The sequence below is a fragment of the Collinsella tanakaei genome, assembly GCF_016900375.1.
Classification (GTDB): Bacteria; Actinomycetota; Coriobacteriia; order Coriobacteriales; family Coriobacteriaceae; genus Collinsella.
The window spans coordinates 165,425-186,033 of sequence record NZ_JACJKB010000004.1 but is presented as its reverse complement, the minus strand read 5'-3'; the positions used below and the strand labels follow the sequence as shown (position 1 = coordinate 186,033).

The 20,609-nt window shown below is 64.6% G+C and carries 17 protein-coding genes; 10 read left to right on the top strand and 7 right to left on the bottom strand.

From position 1 onward, the window contains the following. Position 1 precedes the first annotated feature (1 nt). Complete coding sequence (locus H6A16_RS04370) at positions 2–2,575, bottom strand: YhgE/Pip family protein (protein ID WP_204616462.1); 2,574 nt, start codon at positions 2,573–2,575, stop codon at positions 2–4. Between the two features lie 234 nt (positions 2,576–2,809). Between H6A16_RS04370 and H6A16_RS04365 the strand changes: the two genes are divergently transcribed. Together H6A16_RS04365 and H6A16_RS04360 are read left to right on the top strand one after the other, a co-directional pair. Next, entirely contained in the window at positions 2,810–3,379 is a 570-nt protein-coding gene (locus tag H6A16_RS04365) for a TetR/AcrR family transcriptional regulator (RefSeq protein ID WP_204616460.1), read from the top strand. 440 nt (positions 3,380–3,819) lie between these two features. Further along, positions 3,820–4,359, top strand: coding sequence for a nitroreductase family protein (locus H6A16_RS04360; RefSeq protein ID WP_204616457.1), 540 nt, complete (start codon positions 3,820–3,822; stop codon positions 4,357–4,359). Between the two features lie 79 nt (positions 4,360–4,438). Here H6A16_RS04360 and H6A16_RS04355 read toward each other — a convergent pair whose 3' ends face one another. Together H6A16_RS04355 and H6A16_RS04350 are read right to left on the bottom strand one after the other, a co-directional pair. Then, on the bottom strand, positions 4,439–4,810 hold the full coding sequence (locus H6A16_RS04355; protein ID WP_204616455.1) for a VOC family protein: 372 nt from the start codon (positions 4,808–4,810) through the stop codon (positions 4,439–4,441). Between the two features lie 84 nt (positions 4,811–4,894). Continuing rightward, positions 4,895–5,674, bottom strand: coding sequence for a hypothetical protein (locus H6A16_RS04350; RefSeq protein WP_204616453.1), 780 nt, complete (start codon positions 5,672–5,674; stop codon positions 4,895–4,897). 413 nt (positions 5,675–6,087) lie between these two features. On the opposite strand from H6A16_RS04350, the gene H6A16_RS04345 reads away from it, so the two are divergent. Continuing rightward, on the top strand, positions 6,088–6,537 hold the full coding sequence (locus H6A16_RS04345; RefSeq protein WP_204616451.1) for a hypothetical protein: 450 nt from the start codon (positions 6,088–6,090) through the stop codon (positions 6,535–6,537). Between the two features lie 110 nt (positions 6,538–6,647). Here H6A16_RS04345 and H6A16_RS04340 read toward each other — a convergent pair whose 3' ends face one another. Beyond that, a complete protein-coding gene (locus H6A16_RS04340; protein ID WP_239458189.1) occupies positions 6,648–8,804 on the bottom strand; it encodes an amylosucrase in 2,157 nt (718 codons plus the stop codon). A 271-nt stretch (positions 8,805–9,075) separates the two neighbouring features. On the opposite strand from H6A16_RS04340, the gene H6A16_RS04335 reads away from it, so the two are divergent. Then, a complete protein-coding gene (locus tag H6A16_RS04335; protein WP_204616449.1) occupies positions 9,076–9,993 on the top strand; it encodes a ketopantoate reductase family protein in 918 nt (305 codons plus the stop codon). 45 nt (positions 9,994–10,038) lie between these two features. On the opposite strand, the gene H6A16_RS04330 is transcribed toward H6A16_RS04335, so the two are convergent. Continuing rightward, positions 10,039–11,217 (bottom strand): cation diffusion facilitator family transporter, encoded by a 1,179-nt coding sequence (locus H6A16_RS04330; RefSeq protein WP_204616446.1) that lies wholly within the window; start codon positions 11,215–11,217, stop codon positions 10,039–10,041. A gap of 127 nt (positions 11,218–11,344) precedes the next feature. Beyond that, the gene (locus H6A16_RS04325; RefSeq protein ID WP_204616444.1) at positions 11,345–12,436 is read right to left on the bottom strand and encodes a glycerol dehydrogenase; all 1,092 of its coding nucleotides are present in this window, start codon (positions 12,434–12,436) and stop codon (positions 11,345–11,347) included. Positions 12,437–13,387: 951 nt separating this feature from the next. On the opposite strand from H6A16_RS04325, the gene nrdD reads away from it, so the two are divergent. The 5 genes from nrdD (at position 13,388) to folB (ending at position 18,372) form a co-directional block, all read left to right on the top strand. Next, complete coding sequence (gene nrdD / locus H6A16_RS04320) at positions 13,388–15,610, top strand: anaerobic ribonucleoside-triphosphate reductase (protein WP_204616442.1); 2,223 nt, start codon at positions 13,388–13,390, stop codon at positions 15,608–15,610. Between the two features lie 57 nt (positions 15,611–15,667). Next, entirely contained in the window at positions 15,668–16,249 is a 582-nt protein-coding gene (nrdG, locus tag H6A16_RS04315; protein ID WP_204616440.1) for an anaerobic ribonucleoside-triphosphate reductase activating protein, read from the top strand. A gap of 492 nt (positions 16,250–16,741) precedes the next feature. Beyond that, complete coding sequence (gene folE, locus H6A16_RS04310) at positions 16,742–17,302, top strand: GTP cyclohydrolase I FolE (protein ID WP_204616438.1); 561 nt, start codon at positions 16,742–16,744, stop codon at positions 17,300–17,302. A gap of 20 nt (positions 17,303–17,322) precedes the next feature. Then, positions 17,323–17,820: an HD domain-containing protein gene (locus H6A16_RS04305; protein ID WP_204616436.1), complete on the top strand. Its 498-nt coding sequence runs from the start codon at positions 17,323–17,325 to the stop codon at positions 17,818–17,820. A 57-nt stretch (positions 17,821–17,877) separates the two neighbouring features. After that, positions 17,878–18,372, top strand: coding sequence for a dihydroneopterin aldolase (folB, locus tag H6A16_RS04300; protein WP_204616435.1), 495 nt, complete (start codon positions 17,878–17,880; stop codon positions 18,370–18,372). Between the two features lie 19 nt (positions 18,373–18,391). On the opposite strand, the gene H6A16_RS04295 is transcribed toward folB, so the two are convergent. Continuing rightward, positions 18,392–19,165, bottom strand: a complete 774-nt coding sequence (locus tag H6A16_RS04295) for a M48 family metallopeptidase (RefSeq protein WP_204616434.1) — start codon at positions 19,163–19,165, stop codon at positions 18,392–18,394. A gap of 236 nt (positions 19,166–19,401) precedes the next feature. Here H6A16_RS04295 and H6A16_RS04290 point away from each other — a divergent pair, with 236 nt between their 5' ends. After that, the gene (locus H6A16_RS04290; protein WP_204616433.1) at positions 19,402–20,469 is read left to right on the top strand and encodes a D-alanine--D-alanine ligase family protein; all 1,068 of its coding nucleotides are present in this window, start codon (positions 19,402–19,404) and stop codon (positions 20,467–20,469) included. Positions 20,470–20,609 lie beyond the last annotated feature (140 nt).

Below are 20,609 nucleotides of genomic sequence, written 5' to 3'. Positions count from 1 at the left end.
GCTACGACCTTTCTGCGGGGGAGCTGGACAGGTGGCGAGGGCGGCTGGCGCGTTGCGGCACGGCTCCGGCGATCACGCCGAGCGCGCGGCTGTGCAGGTATTCCACGACGATCAGGTACGCGCAGGTGCTGGCGAGGGAGGCGATCCAGCAGATGAGCAGGGCGAACTTTGCGGGCAGGACGAACAGTGCGAGCAGCAGGGCGGCGGGCACCGCGGCGAGCGCGAAGAGTCCGCGCCGAACCAGCACGGGATAGTGCCGCTCGAATCGCTGGGCGCGCCCAGGGCTTGAAACCCAGATTCCGGCGCTCGCGAAGCGCTCCGATCCGGCGGCAAGGGAATCTTCCGCGCCCGTGTGCTCGGCGATCATGAGGTCGGTCTCGGCGAGGCGGCGATCGAAGAGCGTGTTGATGCCCACGAGATGCCGCCGCGCGCCGACACCGATGATGAGCGCCGGTACGGCGAACAGCAGCAGGGTCGCCAGGCAGCGCAGGTAGGTATCGCCGTAGAATCCGGCAACCGCCTCGCGCATGGCGTCGATGCCGTAGGTGAAGGGCAGCCAGGGGTGCAGCGCCTGGAAGAAGCCGGGCATCATCTCGATGGGATAGGTGCCCGAGGTGCCAGGAATCTGAAGCACGACGAGCAGGACTCCGAGGGCCTTGCCGATGTGCTTGAAGGCGACGGCGAGCGCATAGACGAACAGCACGTACACGAGCGATTCGACCATGCCTGCGAAGATGTACGCCACAGGCGATACGCACTGGACGCCGAGCACGATATCGCCCGTGCAGCAGACGATGGCCTGCACCTGTCCCAACAGCGCGAGCAGAAGCCATCTGCCGAAGAAGCCCTGCCAGGGCCGGATGGTGCCGATGCCCTCGGTGTCGACCTCCAGCTTGTAGATGGCTACGAGCACGAATCCTCCGACCCAGAGCGCCAGGTTGGTGTAGAAGGGCGCCACGCCTGAACCGTAGGTGCTCACGGGGAAGACCGCATGGGTGTTGAGTGCCACGGGCGCGCCCATGAACGAGCCGACCTCGGTGGGGTCGAGGGCGATGAGATCCGACAGGCCGCGGAAGGTCTGCGCACTCTCGAGGGCATCGAGGTCGCTCGCGAGGTCGCCGATGCCGCCCGCGGCCTCGCGCAGCGAAGCGGCGGTCTGATCGATGGTATCTGCGCCCTGCTGAAGCAGAGTGTCGAGCTGGTCGAGCGTCGAGTTCGCCTGCGACGTGAGGGGGCCGATCGAGTTCAGCGTGCCTTCGAGGTAGCCACCTGCATCGGCAAACGTATCGAGTGCCGACGAAACGCCCGGCCCGATTACGGTGGCGAGCTGCGTCTGCAGGCCGCTCAGGGCCTGGTTTCCCTGCTGTATGGCATCGTTGACCACACCCGACAGGTTGCGCACGTCGTCGGCGGAGGCCTTGATGTCATCGGAAAGCGCCTGCAGACGGTCGAGCTGGGCAAGCTGCTCGTCGGAAAGGCTGATCAGCACCTGAATCTCCTGGTCGAGCTGCTTTACCACCTGCGTCTGGAGAGCGGATTGCCCATCTTGGCCCTCGGGTTGCTCGAGACCGACGATGGTGGTGCGGGTGAGCTCAAGGGAGGTCTTCAGGTTCTGAACCGTGCCGTTGAGGGAGCGGATCTGCGTGATGGCGGCGTCGATCTTCCCCTGCGCCCAGCCGATATCGCCGGCGATCTCGCCGATATCGTAGGCAGCGGTCGAGGAGATGCCCGCTATCGCTCCGGCTCCGGTCCCCAGGTTGGCCGCGAGATCGGTCGCAAGCGCCTGCGTGCCTGCCCGTGCGTCGCCGAGCACGCCCATCGCGTGGTCAAGGGAGCCGGCGAGCGTGTCTGCCGACGACGAGATCTGGTCCAAGGAGGCACGTGCGCCGTCGACGGCCTTGCGCGAAGAGTCTATGAGCCGCTGCGCGTCGTCGAGGCTGTCTGCCTGTGCGGTAAGCCCGTCGGCAGCGCTGTGCAGCTTTCCCGCAGTGCTTTGCACCGCCTGGTCCGCATCGTTGGCCATGGAGGCGGCGGATCCCTTGAGCTTGTCGGCAACCGTATCGCCCACGACGTGCAGAAACTCGCTTTCGATCTGCGTTTCGAGCGTGGTCGCTCCCGTATCGGTCACCTTGGGCGCGATAGCGTTTGCCTTCTCGTTTACGTAGTAGGCGAGGTGCGTCGGTTCCGTTTTGCCATCGAGCACGCCGGCGAGCGTGGCGGAGAAGTCGCGCGGGATCACGAAGGCGGCGTAGGCGTGGCCTGCCTCGACCTCGGAGATAGCTTCGTCTTCGGAGGCGGCGAACTCCCAGCCGAGTTGATGGTTTTCTTCGAGCTTCTCGCGGATCATCGAGCCTGCGTTCACGAATCCCATGTCGGGGATGGTCGTGCCCTCGTCTTCGATTACGACGGCGACGGGAACGGTTCCGGTGTTCTCGTATGGGTTCCAGTTGGCAAGGATGTTGATCCACGCGTAGAGCGACGGGATGATGCACACGCCGAGCGCGATGACGATGGCGGCGGGATTGCGCACGATGCGCTTGAGGTCGCGGACGAAGATCCGCAGTACGGTGTTCACGGTGATCCCCTCTGAAGCAAGCATGCAGGTGTTGAAGGACTGTATCCTCGGATTGGCATCTTATGCACTCCTATCAAAGATTTTTGAAAAAGATTCAAAAATCTTAAGCGATGGTACACTTTCTGAAGACGGCATCTACGACGAGAGATGGCAATCATGGCAAAGCAGGCGGGTCAACCAGGGATGCATCCCGGCGCAAAGACATCCAAGAGCGCGGCGACACGCGAGAGGATCATGGAGGCTGCGACCGACCTCATGGTCGAACGTGGGGGAACCGGATTTCAGATCGGCGAGGTCTCCGAGCGCTGCGGCATGTCCAAGGGTGCGCTCTACTACTACTTTGCCGACAAGGGGGCGCTCGTCCAGGCGATCTTCGATCGATCGATGGAGGGGCTCGTCTCCGATGTCGAGGCGGTGGTCGCGCAGGCGCCGTCTGCCCGCGCGTCGATCTTGGGGCTTGTCGAGGCTGTTGCCCATGCCGTTCAACCGGGCAGCGCGCTCACGTTGGCGCTCGCCCACGGTCTGTGGGATGTCGAGCATGAGGTGCTTCCGCATATCAAGGAGCACATGGAGCGCATCATCGCGGTGCTCGAGGCACAGCTCGAGCGCGCGAAGGGCGAGGGGCTCGTTCAGCCGGGCGCCAACAGCCATCTGGTGGCCGTCGCTATCATCGGTGCCTTCGCCATCGCGGAATACGCAGGCGAAGGGGTCGACACGGGTGAGGATACAGAGGCGTTCGTCCACGGCATGCTCGACGTGGTGTTCCACGGTATCGGTGTGCGTGCTGGAGAGCGCGACGCGTAGGGGTGCCTTGTTGTGCGGCTTGCACCCCGAACCGCGCGGGCTGGGGGTGCGCTGCTGCGAGATTATGCACGCGATGCCGCGCGTTAGCGGGGTATGACGAGGGCCGGGGATCAAATTCGCGACTTTTGAGATATCTCACTGGGACAGTAGGTTGAATAGCGCCCGCTGAAGGAACAATTCTATGCATTGAGAAATCTCTGAGCTGCAAAAATGCCGTCGCAATATACATGGAGTCTGAAAAGCGCAGACCGCTGCGATGAATACCCTCTCAAAAGTCGCGTTTTTGGTACCGGCTGTTGACGGCGGGTCTTTCACGGCACGCGATAGGGCATGCCGAAGCGATATGATGGGGACGATACGCCGGGGTGCGGCCGGCGGCCTCGTCTGTGCTGCGCCCAAGGGACCGCGCTATGCAAGAGCGCCATCGAGAAGGAGGTCGTATGTCCAAGATTGCATCCGAATACCTCGATCTGATTGCTCGCCGCTATTCGTGTCGTCGTTTCCGCGACGAGCAGATCACCGATGACGAGCTGGCAGCGTTGCTCGAGGCGGCGCGCCTGTCTCCATCTGCCCGCAACTACCAGCCGACGCGCCTGTGCGTGGTGCAGGATGCGGAAGGGCTGGCCAAGATCGACCGTTGCACCGCGTGCCGCTACGGCGCCCCGACGGTGATCATTGCCGCCTATGACGAGCGCTGCTCCTCACACCCGGTTCCCCCGAAAGGACCAGAGACCTGCGATTTCGGCGATATCGACACGACGATTGCGCTCACCAACATGGACAACGCCGCAACCTCTCTCGGCCTTGCAGCCTGCTGGGTGGGAGCTTTCGACCACGATATGGCCCGCGAGCTGTTCGGCGTGCCAGAGCATTACCGCCTCGTCGACCTGCTGATGGTCGGCTATCCCGACATGGACCCGAGTCCCAAGCACGTCGAGCGCCGGTCACTCGACGAGATGGTCGCTCGCGAGACGTTCTGACGCATCTTTCCAAGAAGCCTCTGCATGAAAAAGGGCGTCCCGCATTGCTGCGGAACGCCCTTTTGGTCATTGTGGGAGCTTATCCCTCGTAATCGTGGAGCACAGCTTCGATGTTGTTGCCCTCGGGATCGAGCACGAAGCAGGCGTAGTAGCCAGGGTGGTAGTCGCGCGGGCCGGGTGCGCCGTTGTCGGTGCCGCCGTCGAGTGCCGCATCGTAGAACGCCTGGACATCGTCGGTGGTCTTGGCACGCCACGCGTAGTGGCTCGGTGTGGGCACGGTGTCCTCCTTGGCTGCCGAGATCCAGACGGCGTCGCCGGTCTCGTCGTCGACGAACTGCGTGCCGCCTGGGTATTCCACGCCCTTGTGGTATCCAACGGTCGCGAGGACGCGCTCGTAGTAGGCGGCCATTGCCGCGGGATCAGCGGCGCGGATGATGAGATGGTCGAGCATGGTTCTCCTTTCGTCGGACCTTGCTGCCATTGTGCCGTCAAGTGTACCTACCGTGCCGATTGGTTTCGGCGAGCGTGATATGCCCTAGCGCGTCGTAAAGAGGTAACCGACCTGCCTGGCGTCGAAGGTGGCATCGAGGCGATAGCGCCAGCCGGGCTCGATGGTGAAGGTGAAGTCGCCATCCGTCTCCTTGACGGGTACGTCCTCGTTGGCGACGGCGTCCGGGTCGACGTTGCTCGGCGCCCCGTCGCCCATGGCGGCGGCGATGTCCTTTTCGCTCCAGCGGGTCACGCTAAGCCCCGTGGCGGGAAGGTCGAAGATCGCCGTGGCGGTCGTCGGCCCGTCGAGCTTGGCGTCCGGAAGGCCCTCGCCCGCAATCTGGCAGGGATGGGCAACGTCGACGCTCGCACCCACGCCCTGGCCGTTCTCCTCGTGCGTCCAGGTGTAGCCGTGGGTCAGCAGGCCGAGCGTGACGACGGCGAGCTCGGTGCGGTAGCTGATGGACGCCTGTGCGGGCTCGGCGGGGTCGCGCGTCACGGTGAGCTGGTCGATGAGCTCGCGATAGGCCTCGATGTCCTCGGGTGCGCCCTCGTCGACGATGCGCACCTGCGTGATGCCCGGGTACTGTGCGGGATAGCTCTGGAGCATGATGCCGTTTCCGACGACCTCCACGACGTTGCCGTCTGCAAGCGCATCGACATCGATGGCGTTGCCGTCGGCGTCCACGACCTCCGCGCCGTCGAAGCCGGGGGCGTAAGGCGTGCCGGTATCTTGGGAGACGAACAGGAGGCCGTCGTTCACATGGATGACCAGGGCCGTGTCGGTGACCTGCTGCGTCGTGCGCGTGCTGCCTTCCTCGATCAAGGTCGAGCCTCCTTCGTTTGTCGATGCCGGGCTTGTCGTGCACCCGCAGCTAAGCGCCAGGCAAAGCGCTGCCATCGATATCCGTGCGTATCCCATGGCGTGCTCCCTTCGGGCCGTCGCTGTTGCCATCGTATCATGTCGCGACGAACGCTCACCGCGGGGGAGCTGTAGAGGGGGTGGGGCGAACGTGGAGACGGAGATATAACTGACCCCAGGTGAGACCGCTGTTTCTCTCCCTCATTCGAGCTTTCGCGCACGTTAGAGAAAGAAGCAGCGGTCTCGCCTGGGGTCAATGCAAACGCGCGTCCGACGGCTGTTTCCAGCGCGTTTGCCGAGCGGGCGCCGCCGTCGGGCCCGCGTGTGCTATCTCCGGGTACAACAGCGAAAAGGCCGAGCGCGAGCGGAGGTGCACGATGGCGAGCAACGAGCATGTCGATCTGGGTTTCTGGTTCACCGGGTTCTTTCAGGGTGTCAACGCCATCGCGGCGCCCCAACGCGATCGCGTGCTCACCGCCTGCGCGCGTAGCTGCCTGGCGCGCGGGACGATGAGCTATTACGGCGAGCTGTTCGAGCGGGTCGATGGCGACCTCGATGCGTTCTTCCGTGCGCTTGACGAGGTGGACGGATTGGCGGCGAAGATGGTCGAGCCGGGGCGCGCGTGGACGCTCTCCTTCCTCGCATGCACCTGCCCGCTGCACACGCAGGGCCATGTGAACACGCCGGCGCTGTGCGCCTGCTCGCGTCAAAGCGTGTCGTTTGCCCTGCACGAGCTGTGGGCCGCCGAGCGCTTCACGGTCGAGCTCAAGGGCTCCATCATCGCCGGTGACCCCCGCTGCGTCATGGCCATCGAACGCATCTCGTAAGCGACAAGTTGGTGCCAGGTCCAATCCTGTCGCAAGAAAATCGGGCCTCGCGCCGTGCAGCACGAGGCCCGATTGTCATGGGCAGGATTGGGCCTGGCACCAACTTGTCGCTACTTCCGGAGCATCCAGATAAAGCTCCAGGCAGGCATGTCGACGGTCGCGACCTCGGCTGCCTCGCCGCTCATCAGGTCGGTGTAGGTGCCCGCCTCCGGCATCCAGATCGTCTTCGCCTCATCGCTGAAGTTGAACACGGCGTGCAGCGTCGCGTCGCCTGCGCGGCGGACGATCCACAGGATCGAGGTGTCGCTGTAGTCCTTCGTGTGCACCTCGGCCTCGGCGCTAAAGACCGGCTCGGTGCGGCGGATGCGCTCGAGCTGCTGCAGGGCGTCGAAGATGCGCTGCTGGACGGTGCCCTTACTTGCGATGTTCTCGGCCAGGCTCCAGTCGAAGGTGCCGCGGTGGATATAGCGGGAGTCCTCGACCTTCTCGGGGTCCTCCTTATAGGTGTAGTCGTTCACCTGCCCGACCTCGTCGCCGCTGTAGATGATGGGCAGTCCCGACTGCGTGAACATGTAGGCGTGCAGCATGATGTCCTTGCGAAGCGCCGTATCCATGGCGTCGTCGTCGCCTTCGAAGCCTGCCGCCTCGATACCGCACATGGAGGCGGTGGTGGCGCAGAAGCGCGCGTCGCCGGTCACGGGGTCGGCGTTGTACAGCTCGCCGCGGCTCACGCTGCCCGGCGTGAGGCCGCAGAAGTAATCGTTCAGGTACTTCTTGTGCGAGACCTCCTCCATGCCCCACTGCTTAAGGGTGTCGTAGTCGAGGCCCCAGCCGATGTCGTCGTGGCAGCGCAGGTAGTTCAGGAAGGTGTACTCGCGCGGCAGGCCGAAGACGGCGTCGAGCTGCTGGCGCAGCAGGCGTACGTCGCGGCAGGCAACGGTGTGCCAGGTGGTCGCCATGGTGGTGACGTTGTACAGCATGTGGCACTCGGGCTTCTCGACGGTGCCGAAGTACGGCACGACCTCCACCGGAGCCATGACGACCTCGCCCAAAAGCACGATGCCCGGGCACACGATCTCGCCGATCATGCGCATCATGCGCACGATGGTGTGGACCTGCTTGAGGTTGCGGCAGTTGGTGCCCAGCTGCTTCCAGATATAGGGCACGGCATCGATGCGGATGATGTCCATGCCCTGGTTGGCCAGGAACAGGAAGTTGTACATCATCTCGTTGAAGACGCGCGGGTTCTTGTAGTTGAGGTCCCACTGGTAGGGATAGAACTGCGTCATGACACACTGGTCGAGCTCGGGCAGGTAAGTGAAGTGGCCGGGCGCGGTGGTGGGGAAGACCTGCGGCACGTCGCGCGTGTACTGGTCGATGATGCCCTGGTCCTTCACGAAGAAGTAGCGGCTCATGTACTCGCCCTCGCCGGCGCGGGCGCGGCGGGCCCACTCGTGGTCCTCGGAGGTGTGGTTCATGACGAAGTCCATGCACAGGCTGATGCCGCGCTCGTGGCACTGGTCGGCAAGGTGCGCGAGGTCGTCCATGGTGCCGAGCTCGGGCTTGACGCGGCGGAAATCCGAGACCGCGTAGCCGCCGTCGGAGCGGCTCTTGTCGGCAGGCGTGTCGAGGAACGGCATGAGGTGGAGGTAGTTGACGTTGCAGCGCTGGAGGTAATCGAGCTTCTGCTCGACGCCCTTGATGGTGCCGGCGAAGTTGTCGATGTACATCTGCATGCCGAGCATGTCGCTCGCGCGGTACCAGGCGCCCGCGGCCTCGCGCTGCGCATCGAGCTCGCGGAGCTTCGGCGAGCGCTCGTCGAAGAAGCGCTTCATCTGGTCGCAGAGCTCGGCGAACATGTCGCCGTTGTCGTAGAGCTCCATGTAGAGCCAGCGCAGCTCGTCGTGATGGCGGGCGAGGCGCTTGGCAAAGAGCTTGTCGGCGGCCTCCCTGGCGGCCTTGGTCATGCGCGGGGAGGCTTTTTTCGCAGCGGCCTTGGGCTTGGCGGCGGTCTTCGATTCCGCCTTCGCGGCGGGTTTCGACGCGGGCTTGGCCTTGGTCGCTGCCGTGGTCTTCGCCTTGGCGGGCGCTTTCGCCGCCGCCGCATCGGACGGCTTCTTGGCGGCAGGCTTCGACGCGCTTGCCGTCGTGACCGGCTTGCTGGCGGTGGCGTTCTTGGCGCTCGCCGTCTTCGCGGTCTTCTCGCTCGCCTTCGGGGCGGCGGTGTCGGAGGCCTGCTGCGATGCGGGCTTGCGGGTGGTTGCCATGATCCCCGTCCTTCCTGTTCGTACCTGTCGTGGACGGGTCCATTCTAGGGCTGCTACGAGCGGATTTACTCGTCAGCGACACCCTGCGGCAATACTCGTTGCAATCGTGCATATCCGATGTGAGAACGATATCGCAAAATGGCAGTTCCTCCTTCGATGCGGTACCGTCGTCTTGATTGCCGAAGCGTCACATCCGTTCGCCGCCGCGCAGCCGCGCGATCGGATGGCGTAGACTCGATGCCGTATCGATTCGTTTGGGGAAGGGGAGCGCATGGCGATCGAGCGCGTGGCGTTTATCGGCAAGGGGGCCGTGGGCCTGCTGCATGCGAGCATCATGGCGGAGCATCTTGGCGCAGAGGCCGTGGAGTTCGTGATGGACGACGACCGGTTCTTCCGCCATGCGGGCGACGTCGTGACCATCAACGGGGAGCCGTGCGGCATCGAGACTATCCCCGCATCGAAGGCCGAGCCGGTCGACCTCGTCATCCTGACCGTCAAGGCACCGGGTCTCGCGCAGGCGCTCGACACGATGGAGCCCCTCGTCGGGCCGCAAACGCGCATCCTCTCGCTGCTGAACGGGGTGACGAGCGAGGAGATCATCGCCGCGCGCTTCGGCTGGGAGCGCATCGCGCTCAGCATCACGCAGGGGATGGACGCCGTGTTCATCGACGGGGCGCTCACCTACACGCATCCGGGCGAGATCCGTCTGGGCGCCGGCCCGCAGACTGCCGCGGGCGTCGTGGAGGACATCGACGACGTCCTGACGCGCGGCCGCATCATCCATACCGTCGAGGAGGATATCCGCCACCGCATGTGGACGAAGCTCATGCTGAACGTCGGTATCAACCAGACCTGCATGGTCTACGCCGGCACGTACGGCACGGCCTGCGAGGAGGGAAGCGAGCAGAACCGCTGCCTGGTTGCCGCCATGCGCGAGGCGCTCGCAGTGGCGCGTGCCGAGGGCATCGAGGTGACGGAGGCCGATCTGGCGGAGATGGTCGCGCTCGTGGCGGGGCTCGATCCGGAGGGCATGCCGTCGATGGCCCAGGATCGCGTGAGCCGCAAACCCACCGAGGTCGAGCTGTTCGGTGGAACGGTGATCCGGCTCGCCGAGCGCCACGGGATCCTCGTCCCCCAGAACAGATGGCTCTACCGCCGTGTCCGTGAGATCGAGGAGAGCTGGCTCTAGGCGATGGGCGCCGAGCGGGGCGGGTCGCCCATGCTGCGGCGCGGCCTACTGCTCGGAGCTCACGTAGCTCTCGTCGACGGTGACCTTCACGACGGTGCGCGGGTAGTGGTCGGAAACGATCTGCTTCACGCGGCGGCGCAGCTGCTCCTCGGAGAGCGCGAGGTCGGCGGGGCGTACGCAGTCGAAGATCACGTTCGTGTGCGTCGGCCCGGGCACGCAGCGCAGGTCGTGGATCGTGATGCGCGGGTCGATGATCTTCACCGCCTGGTTGATCCAGTTGCGCATATCGGTGACCGCGGGGTCGTCAGTCACGATGGGGTCGTAATGCAGGGTGACGATCAGGCCGTCGTCGTTCTTGAAATCCTGCTCGATGTTGTCGATGAGGTCGTGGCTCTCCATGGGATCCGCTTCGGCTGCCATCTCCACGTGCGCGCTCGCGAACTGGCGGCCGGGGCCGTAGTCGTGCACCATGAGGTCGTGCGTGCCGAGCACGCCCGGATAGCTCATGATCTTGGCGCGGATATGCTCGACGAGCTCGGGGGACGGCGCCTGTCCCAGCAGGGGGTTCACCGTGTCGCGGACGAGCCCGATGCCGCTCCAGACGATGAAGAGGCCGACCGCCGTGCCCGCGATGCCGTCGAGCTGGATGCCGAAGGCGTGCGAGATGGCGGCGGAGGCGAGCACCGCCGCGGTCGAGATGACGTCGTTGCGCGAGTCGACGGCTGTCGCCTGGAGCGTCTCGGAGTCGATGCGGCGGCCGATCGTGCGGTTGAAGGCGGCCATCCACAGCTTGACGACGATGGAGAGCACGAGGATGAGCACGAGGGTGCCGTTGAACTCGACCGGCGTGGGGTGCACGATCTTCTCGACCGACGATGCCACGAGGTTGATGCCGATGGCGAGCACGAGGGCGGCCACCACGAGGCCGGCTAGGTACTCGTAGCGCCCGTGGCCATAGGGGTGCTCGGGGTCTGCCGGGCGGCTCGCGAGCTTGAAGCCGAGCAGGCTCACGATGTTGCTCGCGGCGTCGGACAGGTTGTTGACGGCGTCGGCTACGATGGAGACGGAGCCGGCGAGCACGCCGATGGCGCCTTTGGCCACGCAGAGCGCAACGTTGCACACGATGCCCACGATGCCGGCGAACTGGCCGTAGCGCGTGCGAACGGCGGCATCGGTGGTGTTGTCGGCATCTTTTACGAAACGGCGCACAAGCCAATCGATCATGGCGCGGTCCTTCCCTGCAGAACAAGACGACCTCGCTTTAAGCGAGGTCGTGCTGAGATTTTGACGATTGTAGAGGTTCGGCGCGGGAATTGCCACCCCCGGGCCGGCAAGGCGGGCCGTGCGGCCGTTACGCGCGGGCGTGACCGAGCTCGTCGGCGGCGATGATGGCATCTCGCGCCATGGCCGGCGTGACCGCGACCGGGAGGTTGCCCATGGTGTCCTCGGGGCGGCAGGCGTCGGCAGCCAGGGCATCCAACAGCTCAGGGGAGGCGTCGTCGATTCCGAGGTCTGCCAGCGTGCAGGGGAGACCGACCGCGCGGACGAACGAGAGAACCTGCTCGACCTCGCTTTCGGGCGCGCCTTCCAGCACGAGCTGCACGAGGGTTCCGAACGCGACCTTCTCGCCGTGCATGGAGCGAGCCGCCTCGGGGCGGCGCGATAGCGCGTTGTTGACGGCGTGGGCCGCGGCGAGCCCGCAGCTCTCGAAGCCGATGCCCGACAGCAGGGTGTTCGCCTCGATGATGTTCTCGACCTCGGGCGTGATGCGACCGGCTTCGATTGCCGCCTTCGCCTTCGCGCCGTCGGCCATGAGGGTGTCGTGACAGGCTCGGGCTAGGGCGAGCGACGCCGTCGTGGTGGATCCGCCCGCGCAGGTAAGGGCACCCGACCGGGCGCAGGCGCGCGCCTCGAAGAAGGTGGCGAGCGCGTCGCCCATGCCCGCCACGGTGAGGCGGACAGGCGCCGCCGCGGCGATGGCGGTGTCCATGAGGACGATGTCGGGGCTTGCAGACAGGTGCAGGTAGCGGTCAAAGGTGCCGTCGTCGTGGTAGATGACCGCGAGTGCGCTCACGGGCGCATCGGACGATGCCGCCGTGGGGCAGACGGCAACCGGGACGTCCATGGTGTAGGCGACGGCCTTCGCCGTGTCGAGTGCCTTGCCGCCGCCGATGCCGACCACAGCGTTGCACTCGTGCTCGCGCGCGGTGATACGCAGCCGCCTGACCTCGCTCTCGCTGCACTCGCCGTTGAAGGGCACGAGCGTGATGGCCGCGCCGCTGCCGGCGAAGCTGCGCTCGATGGCCGCGCCGGCCCGCTCGATGGCTTCGGGCCGTGCGATGGCGAGGACGCTCGAGCCGAGTGACGCGACGTGCTCTCCGAGCTCTGAGAGCACACCGGGACCTTGGATATACCTGCTGGGGCTGCGGAAAATGCGTGCCATGGGTTTCCTGCCTTCTTATTGATCGGATGGGCGCGGGGCGGGTTGTGCGCATGCGCTGCGAACCACGGTACTCCGCGACGCACTGCTTTGTTGCGCTGTGTCGGGAGAATCGAGAATGTAAACGTATTTTTGCTGGCGACTCCTCGGCATGGGGCGAGGTGGCGCTCACATGCCGCTGCGAGTGGCGCGGTGCGCACCCGAGGACGGGAGGATGGCACCCATCATGGCGAAAGCTCCTCATTACGACGGTTGTGCTGGCTGAAATCGCGGGTTTTGTACCGCAGGGAGCTTTCACATGCGCGCCGGCGTTCCGAATTTGGCAGTCGTTTTGACCGATATGCGCGCAATGGCCGGTATCCGAACGCTGGTCTGCTCCAAGTAGCATCGAGCTTGGGTACAAAAGTGGCCAAGTCATCCAGCGGTGTCCTCGTACACGCCGGAAACGCGCTGAGCAGACTCGTCGCTTGGCGGGAACGCCAGCGCTGACGCGGACGTGCAAGGGCTCGGCGGCCTGCGCGAGAGCGAGCTGGCCCGACGCTACGGGCCGCTGCCGATGCCCTTCGCCCGATTCGGCAGCCGCTCACAACATCTTGGTCAAGCCCCAATCTCGTGTGTTTTTGTGAACGGGCGAACGGTCCGCTTGTGGATTTTTCTCCACGATAGGTTCGAGGGGTCGGAATACTGCGCCGCTGGTCAGGCTCGTGCGGCAGAAATCGGACCCTCCCACGGTGCAACCGAACGATGAGTGCTTGCGAAAAAGCACATTGCGCGTGACCTGCAAAAACACAATATGTAGTGTCGACCGTTCGGGCCTCTTACACTATCTAGTGAACAAGCTTGACGTATAGTAGGTACCCGGCGCTGCTCGCCATAGGGGTTCGGGCCCGTTGCACGGGTTTGAGGGCAGGCACCCGCATTCACGCAGGCAATCTACTCTGAGAGGTAGCGTACATGAAGATCATCAAGCGCAACGGCACCGAGGTGGCTTTCGACATCGACAAGATCTCGAATGCGATTCGCGGCGCCAATCGCGAGGTGAAGGAAGAGGAGCGCATGACGGAGCGCGAGGTCATCTTCGCGTCCCAGAATGTTGCCGAGGCATGCGAGAACGCCGGCCACACCGTGTCGGTCGAGGAGATCCAGGACCTCGTCGAGGACGAGATCATGGCGCTCGACCACTACGAGGTCGCCCGCCACTACATCATCTACCGCTACGTTCAGAGCCTGAAGCGTCAGAAGAACACCACGGACGACAAGATCCTGTCGCTCATCGAGTGCAACAACGAAGAGGTCAAGCAGGAGAACTCCAACAAGAACCCGACCGTGAACTCCGTGCAGCGCGACTACATGGCCGGCGAGGTCTCCAAGGACCTCACGCAGCGCGTGCTGCTGCCGCAGGATGTGGTCGAGGCGCATCGCGAGGGCCTCATCCACTTCCACGACTCGGATTACTTCGCGCAGCACATGCACAACTGCGACCTCGTGAACCTCGAGGACATGCTGCAGAACGGCACCGTCATCTCCGGCACGCTCATCGAGCGTCCGCATAGCTTCAGCACCGCCTGCAACATCGCCACGCAGATCATCGCCCAGGTGGCCAGCTGCCAGTACGGCGGTCAGTCCATCTCGCTCACGCACCTCGCGCCCTTCGTGGAGGTCTCCCGCCAGAAGATCCGCGGCCAGGTCGGCCGCGAGCTCGAGGAGCTGGGCGTCGACGCTACCGAGGAGAAGATCTCCGCGGTGGTCGAGGACCGTCTGCGCGACGAGATCCGCCGCGGCGTCCAGACCATCCAGTATCAGGTCGTGACCCTCATGACCACCAACGGCCAGGCGCCGTTCGTGACCGTGTTCATGTACCTCAACGAGGCCCGCTCCGAGGCCGAGAAGCACGACCTCGCCATGATCATCGAGGAGACCCTGCGCCAGCGCTACGAGGGCGTGAAGAACGAGGCCGGCGTGTGGATCACCCCTGCCTTCCCCAAGCTCATCTATGTGCTTGAGGAGGACAACATCCACGAGGATTCGCCGTACTTCTACCTCACGCAGCTCGCGGCCAAGTGCACCGCCAAGCGCATGGTGCCCGACTACATCTCCGAGAAGATGATGCGCAAGCTCAAGCTCTCCAAGGGCGAGACCGAGGGCAACGGCGATTGCTACACCTGCATGGGCTGCCGCAGCTTCCTGACGCCCGACCGTTCTGGCAACGGCTTCGATAACGTGGCGCGCGCCAAGAACTACGAGCCCGGCAAGCCCAAGTACTACGGCCGTTTCAACCAGGGCGTCGTGACCATCAACCTCGTGGACGTCGCCTGCTCGTCCCGTGGCAACCAGGACAAGTTCTGGGAGATCTTCGACGAGCGCCTGGAGCTCTGCCACAAGGCGCTCATGTGCCGTCACGAGCGCCTGAAGGGCACGCTTTCCGACGCCGCTCCGATCCTGTGGCAGTACGGCGCGCTCGCGCGTCTCGACAAGGGCGAGACCATCGACAAGCTGCTGTACGGCGGTTACTCCACCATCAGCCTTGGCTACGCGGGCCTGTACGAGTGCGTGAAGTACATGACCGGCGCCAGCCACACCGACGAGCGTGGAAAGGGCTTCGCGCTGGCGGTCATGCAGCACATGAACGACAAGTGCGCCGAGTGGAAGGCCGAGAGCAACATCGACTTCTCGCTGTACGGCACGCCGCTCGAGTCCACCACCTATAAGTTCGCCAAGTGCCTGCAGCGCCGCTTCGGCATCATCCCGGGCGTGACGGACAAGGGATACATCACGAACTCCTACCACGTCCACGTGAGCGAGGAGATCGACGCCTTCGACAAGCTCAAGTTCGAAAGCGAGTTCCAGCAGCTGTCGCCCGGCGGAGCCATCTCCTACGTCGAGGTGCCCAACATGCAGGACAACCTCAAGGCCGTCATCCGCGTCATGCAGTACATCTACGACAACATCATGTACGCGGAGCTCAACACCAAGAGCGATTACTGTCAGGTGTGCGGCTACGACGGCGAGATCCGCATCGTCGAGGACGACGGCAAGCTCGTGTGGGAGTGCCCCAACTGCGGCAACCGCGATCAGGAGAAGATGAATGTCGCGCGTCGTACCTGCGGCTACATCGGCACGCAGTTCTGGAACCAGGGCCGTACCGAGGAGATCCGTGACCGCGTGCTGCATCTGTAGGTTGCGACAAGATGGGGCCAGGTACAAACTTGTCGCCCTGTGCAGGAAGGCATGCGCGTGAACTACGCTGAGATCAAGTATTTCGATATCGCTAACGGCGAGGGCGTGCGTACCACGCTGTTCGTCTCCGGCTGCACGCGCGGGTGCCCAGGCTGCTTCAACTCCGGGGCCTGGAGCTTCGAGGCGGGAAAGCCTTTCACGCGCGAGGTGGAGGACAAGATCATCGAGAGCATGGCTCCCGATTATGTCGATGGCCTCACGTTGCTGGGCGGCGAGCCCATGGAGCCGCAGAACCAGGCAGGGCTCGTGGGTTTCGTCGAGCGCGTGCGTGAGCGCTATCCGCGTGGGTGCGGCAAGACCATCTGGTGCTTCACCGGCGATATGCTCGATGAGCTCATGCCGGGAGGACGTCACCACACCGAGGTGACCGACCGCCTGCTCGACTGCATCGATATCCTGGTCGATGGGCCGTGGGTGCAAGAGCTCTACGACATCAGCCTGCGCTTCCACGGGTCGTCCAACCAGCGCATCATCGATCTAAATGCCACGCGCGCCGCAGCGGCGGAGCAGGGGGTCTCGCTCGCGGACGCCGTGTGCCTCTGGCGTGACGAAGAGGTCTACAGCACCCACACGATGTGACGTGCATGACAGTTAGGACGGGGCCCAGTGTCATGTTTCCGTGGAAACATGACACTGGGCCCCGTCCTACCTGTCATGGTTCGCGGGCTGGCGGCATTCGAGCTTGTCTTGGGAAGTGGTGGTTAACGGAACCTGGACAATCTGACCAGATATGTACTATTTCCCGACTGTTCCCCGTTGTTGTGACGGGCGAAAAGGAGCACGAAGAGGCCCGTTGACAGCTTCGGGCCGTCCCGCCCTGTTAAATCGCAGCATCTTATATTGCGCCTGCCCGTTCCTTCGCCTTATGATGCCGGCAGAAAAGTACATATCTGGTCAGATTGTCCGCACGTGGCCGCCGCACTGCCGATACCGGGGCAGACTGGGGCGAATCGTCGGCGAGGCACGAGTGGGAAGGCTCCTATCCGGCGAAAGCCTTTGTTGAGTATTCTCGGGCGCCGCTATCAGCGTGGTACGATAGCGGGCATGTTACGCGTTTGTTCGGGAGGGTCCATGGTCGATCAGGAAAAGGTGCGACAGGCGGTTCGCCTGCTGCTTGAGGGCATCGGCGAGGACCCCGATCGCGAGGGTCTTCTCGAAACCCCCGATCGCGTGGCGCGGATGTATACCGAGCTCGCCGGCGGCATGGACCAAGATGCAGCGACGCATCTTTCCAAGACGTTTGCGGTCGATGCCGACGACATGGTCATCGAGCGCGATATCACCTTCTACTCGCTGTGCGAGCACCATCTGCTGCCGTTTTACGGCCGCGTGGCAATCGGCTACGTTCCCAACGGACGCGTGGCGGGCCTCTCCAAGCTCGCGCGCACGGTCGAGGTGTTTGCCCGTCGCCTGCAGCTTCAGGAGCGCCTGACCGCGCAGATTGCCGACGCGCTTATGGCGGACCTCGGCTGCGCGGGCGCCATCGTGTTCATCGAGGCGGAGCACATGTGTATGACCATGCGCGGCGTGCAAAAACCCGGCACGCAGACCGCTACCTGCGCGCGTCGCGGAGTCTTTGAGGACGACCCGACTCTCGAGGAGCGCTTCTTCCGCATGCTGGGACGTGCGTAGTGGGGGAGTGTCCGCCGCCGATGCCGCGCGTCGACGCCATCTGGCGGCATCCTGTGTACCAAGAGCAGCTCAAGCGCATCGATGAGCTCGAGCGTGATCGCGCTTTCTGCAGGCACGGCTTGCCGCACCTGCTCGACGTGGCGCGTATCATGTGGATCGACGCGCTGGAGGAGGGGCTTGCGGACGAGCTGCCCCGCGATGTCGTGTACGCCGCCGCCTTGTTGCACGATATCGGCCGCGCGACTCAGTACGAGATGGAAGAGCCGCACGATATCGCCGGCGTGCGCATCGCGCGCTCGATTATGGGTACGGTAGAAGACGGCTGTGCATTCTCGCCTGCAGAGCAGGATCTTATCGTGGGCGCCATCGGCGCGCATCGCGATGGCGCGGACGCGGCCTCGCCGCTCGCGCGTCTGCTGTATCGTGCCGACAAGCTGTCGCGCCCGTGTTTTGCCTGTGCCGCCCGTCCCGAATGCAACTGGCCGGAAGAACAACAGAATCTCGCCGTTCGCGTATAGGTGCCGCTGTCGTCTGCGCGCAATGCGTGAACGCGAGCACGAAGGAGACGATTCGCTATGGGCAAAAAGCATCAGAAGCATCTGCCGGAAAACGCCACGCCGGTCGAGAACGCCGAGCTCGCATGTCGCGAGACGGGTCTGCCGGCGACGCGCACCGCGCTCGCGCGCGTGACGCATGAGGACCTGTCGCGCGCCGACAAGATCCATATCGATGGGCTCGAGGTGTTCGCGAACCACGGTGTGTATGCCGAGGAGAACGCGCTCGGCCAGAAGTTCGTCGTGTCGCTCACCCTGTATGCAGACCTGCATGCCGCCGGCAGAAGCGACGACCTTGCGGCATCGATCGATTACGGCAAGGTGTGCCACGATGTCGATACGTGCCTGCGCGAGCATACGTTCAAGCTGATCGAGGCGGCCGCCGAGGGCGTGGCCGCGCAGCTGCTTTCGCGCTACGACGCGCTGCTCGGCGTGCGCGTGCGCCTCGAGAAGCCGTGGGCGCCCATCGGCCTGCCGCTTACCACCGTCTCCGTCGAGATCGAACGCACCCGATAGCGACAAGATGGGGCCAGGTTCAATCTTGTCGCGGTGACGCCTCGGCGCTCGCGACCTCGCGCGCGCTACGCCTGAGCAGCGCCGATGCCTCGCGGTTGCGCGGGCAGTAGGTATCGAGCAGCGCGTGGAAGCGGGCGTTATGGCTCGGTTCCATAAGGTGCACGAGCTCGTGAGCCACGACCATATCGAGGCAGAAGCGCGGGTAGGCGGCGAGGTTCGTGTTGATGCGAATGGCACGGGTCTTGGGCGTGCAGGAACCCCAGCGGCTCTTCATGCGGCGCAGGCTCCAGCGGCTTGCCCGCATGCCCGTTATCGCCTCGGCACGCGCGGTGGCTTCGGGTAGTGCGCGGGCAAGCTCGCGCCGGTAGAGCTCGGCGACCAGGCTGTCGTATGCCTCGGGGGAGAGCGCGGCGAGCTCATCGGCCTCCGCCTTGGGCGCAGTGCCGAACGTGCCCGGCCGTGCGGCGGCGCCGAAGCGAACCCCCGCGCGCTCGAGCGCATCCGCGAACGAAACAAGCTGGCCCCACAGCGGGACGGTCTGCAGGTCCTCCGCACGGCGTGGCACCTCGTTCGCCTGGCGTCGGCGGCTCACGCGCTCGGCGATCCACCTTGCCTTCCGGTCCAAAAACTCCTGCGCAGTCGCTACGCTCGTGCGCGTGGGGATGCTAAGCGAGACGGTGCCGTCGCCGTGGACGCGCAGGTTGAGGTTTCTCACGCGCTTGCGCGTGACGGTGACGGGGATGCGCGCACCGGCGGCATCGACATGCAGTGTGAATGTGGACGATGCTGCCATGCTCCTCCCGTCTCGATATCTGGCATCAGACTCAAGCATGTAAGTATAAGTGACAAGTTGGGGCCGGGTTCAATCTTGTCGACGATGGTTATGGGCCCTGCGTGCAGCGGGCGGGTCGGCGCGTGGCCGCGTGCCCGCTTGGGATCTGTAGCTATACAATGACTTGCTACGGTCATCTACGACAGCCGCTCCGCATCGCATGCCGGGGCTGCACGCGTTTCGAAAGGACACGTCCCATGATCAAGGTCGCCATTCTCTTCGGCGGTATCTCCACCGAGCACGATATCTCGCTCAAATCTGCGGACAACGTTATCGCGCAGCTGCCGCGCGATCGCTTCGAGCCGGTGCTGATCGGCATCGACCGCGACGGCGCGTGGTTCCACTACACCGGCGATGTCGCCGATGTCGTCACCGGTGCGTGGGAGGAGCACGACGCGAACCCGATCGTTCTTTTGCCCGGTCGCGGCGAGGGCATCGCGCGCGGTGGCATGCTCGAGCTTGTCGACAACGAGTTCGTCGAGCTCGAGGTGGACGTGGCGTTGCCGGTGCTCCATGGCCAGGGCGGCGAGGACGGCACGGTTCAGGGCACGCTCGAGGCCTGCGGCATCCCGTACGTGGGCTGCGGCGTTCTGGCTTCCGCCGTGTGCATGGACAAGGACGCCTCGCATCGCCTCGCCGCGGCTGCGGGCGTGCGCTCGCCCAAGTGCGAGGTGCTCTGGCGCGGCGCGTCCGAGGAGGATTGCCTTGCCGCGGTCGATACGTGCGGCGGCTACCCCGTGTTCGTGAAGCCGGCGCGCGGCGGCTCGTCGATCGGCGTTTCCAAGGCGGCTGACGAGGCGGCCTACCGCGAGGCGCTCGACGCCGCCTTCGCGCTCGACGAGAAGGTTGCCGTCGAAGAGGCCATCACGGGCGTCGAGGTCGGCTGCGCCGTCATGGGCGACACCGTGCACGGCATCAAGATGGGCGAGGTCGATGAGATCGTCATCACCGGCGACGGCTTCTTCCGCATTCATCTGGAGAAAGATCCCGGCGCCAACACCGAGTTGCGCTGCCCGGCCGATCTTTCCGATGACATCATGGCGCGCGTGCGCAAGGCGGGCACCACGGTCTACGAGGCGCTCGGCTGCTCCGGCTTCGCGCGCGTCGACCTGTTCGTGACGCCCGAGGGCGAGGTCGTCTTCAACGAGGTCAACTCCACGCCGGGCATGACCTACTACTCGCGCTTCCCGCAGATGATGCGCGTCGCCGGCCACGAGCTGGGTGAGGTTCTCGCCGAGCTCATCGACGCCGAGCTTGCGGAGTAGAAATCGCGTACCCCTCTTGGCCTCATTGGGGACGTAGCCAACAGGTGCCAATAGCGTCCTTCTCGGGCTGTCCTCTTTGGGGATGTGGCTCTGGCAGGGCGTAGCGGCATGCGTTTTCGGGTATAGTGACCACCACATGT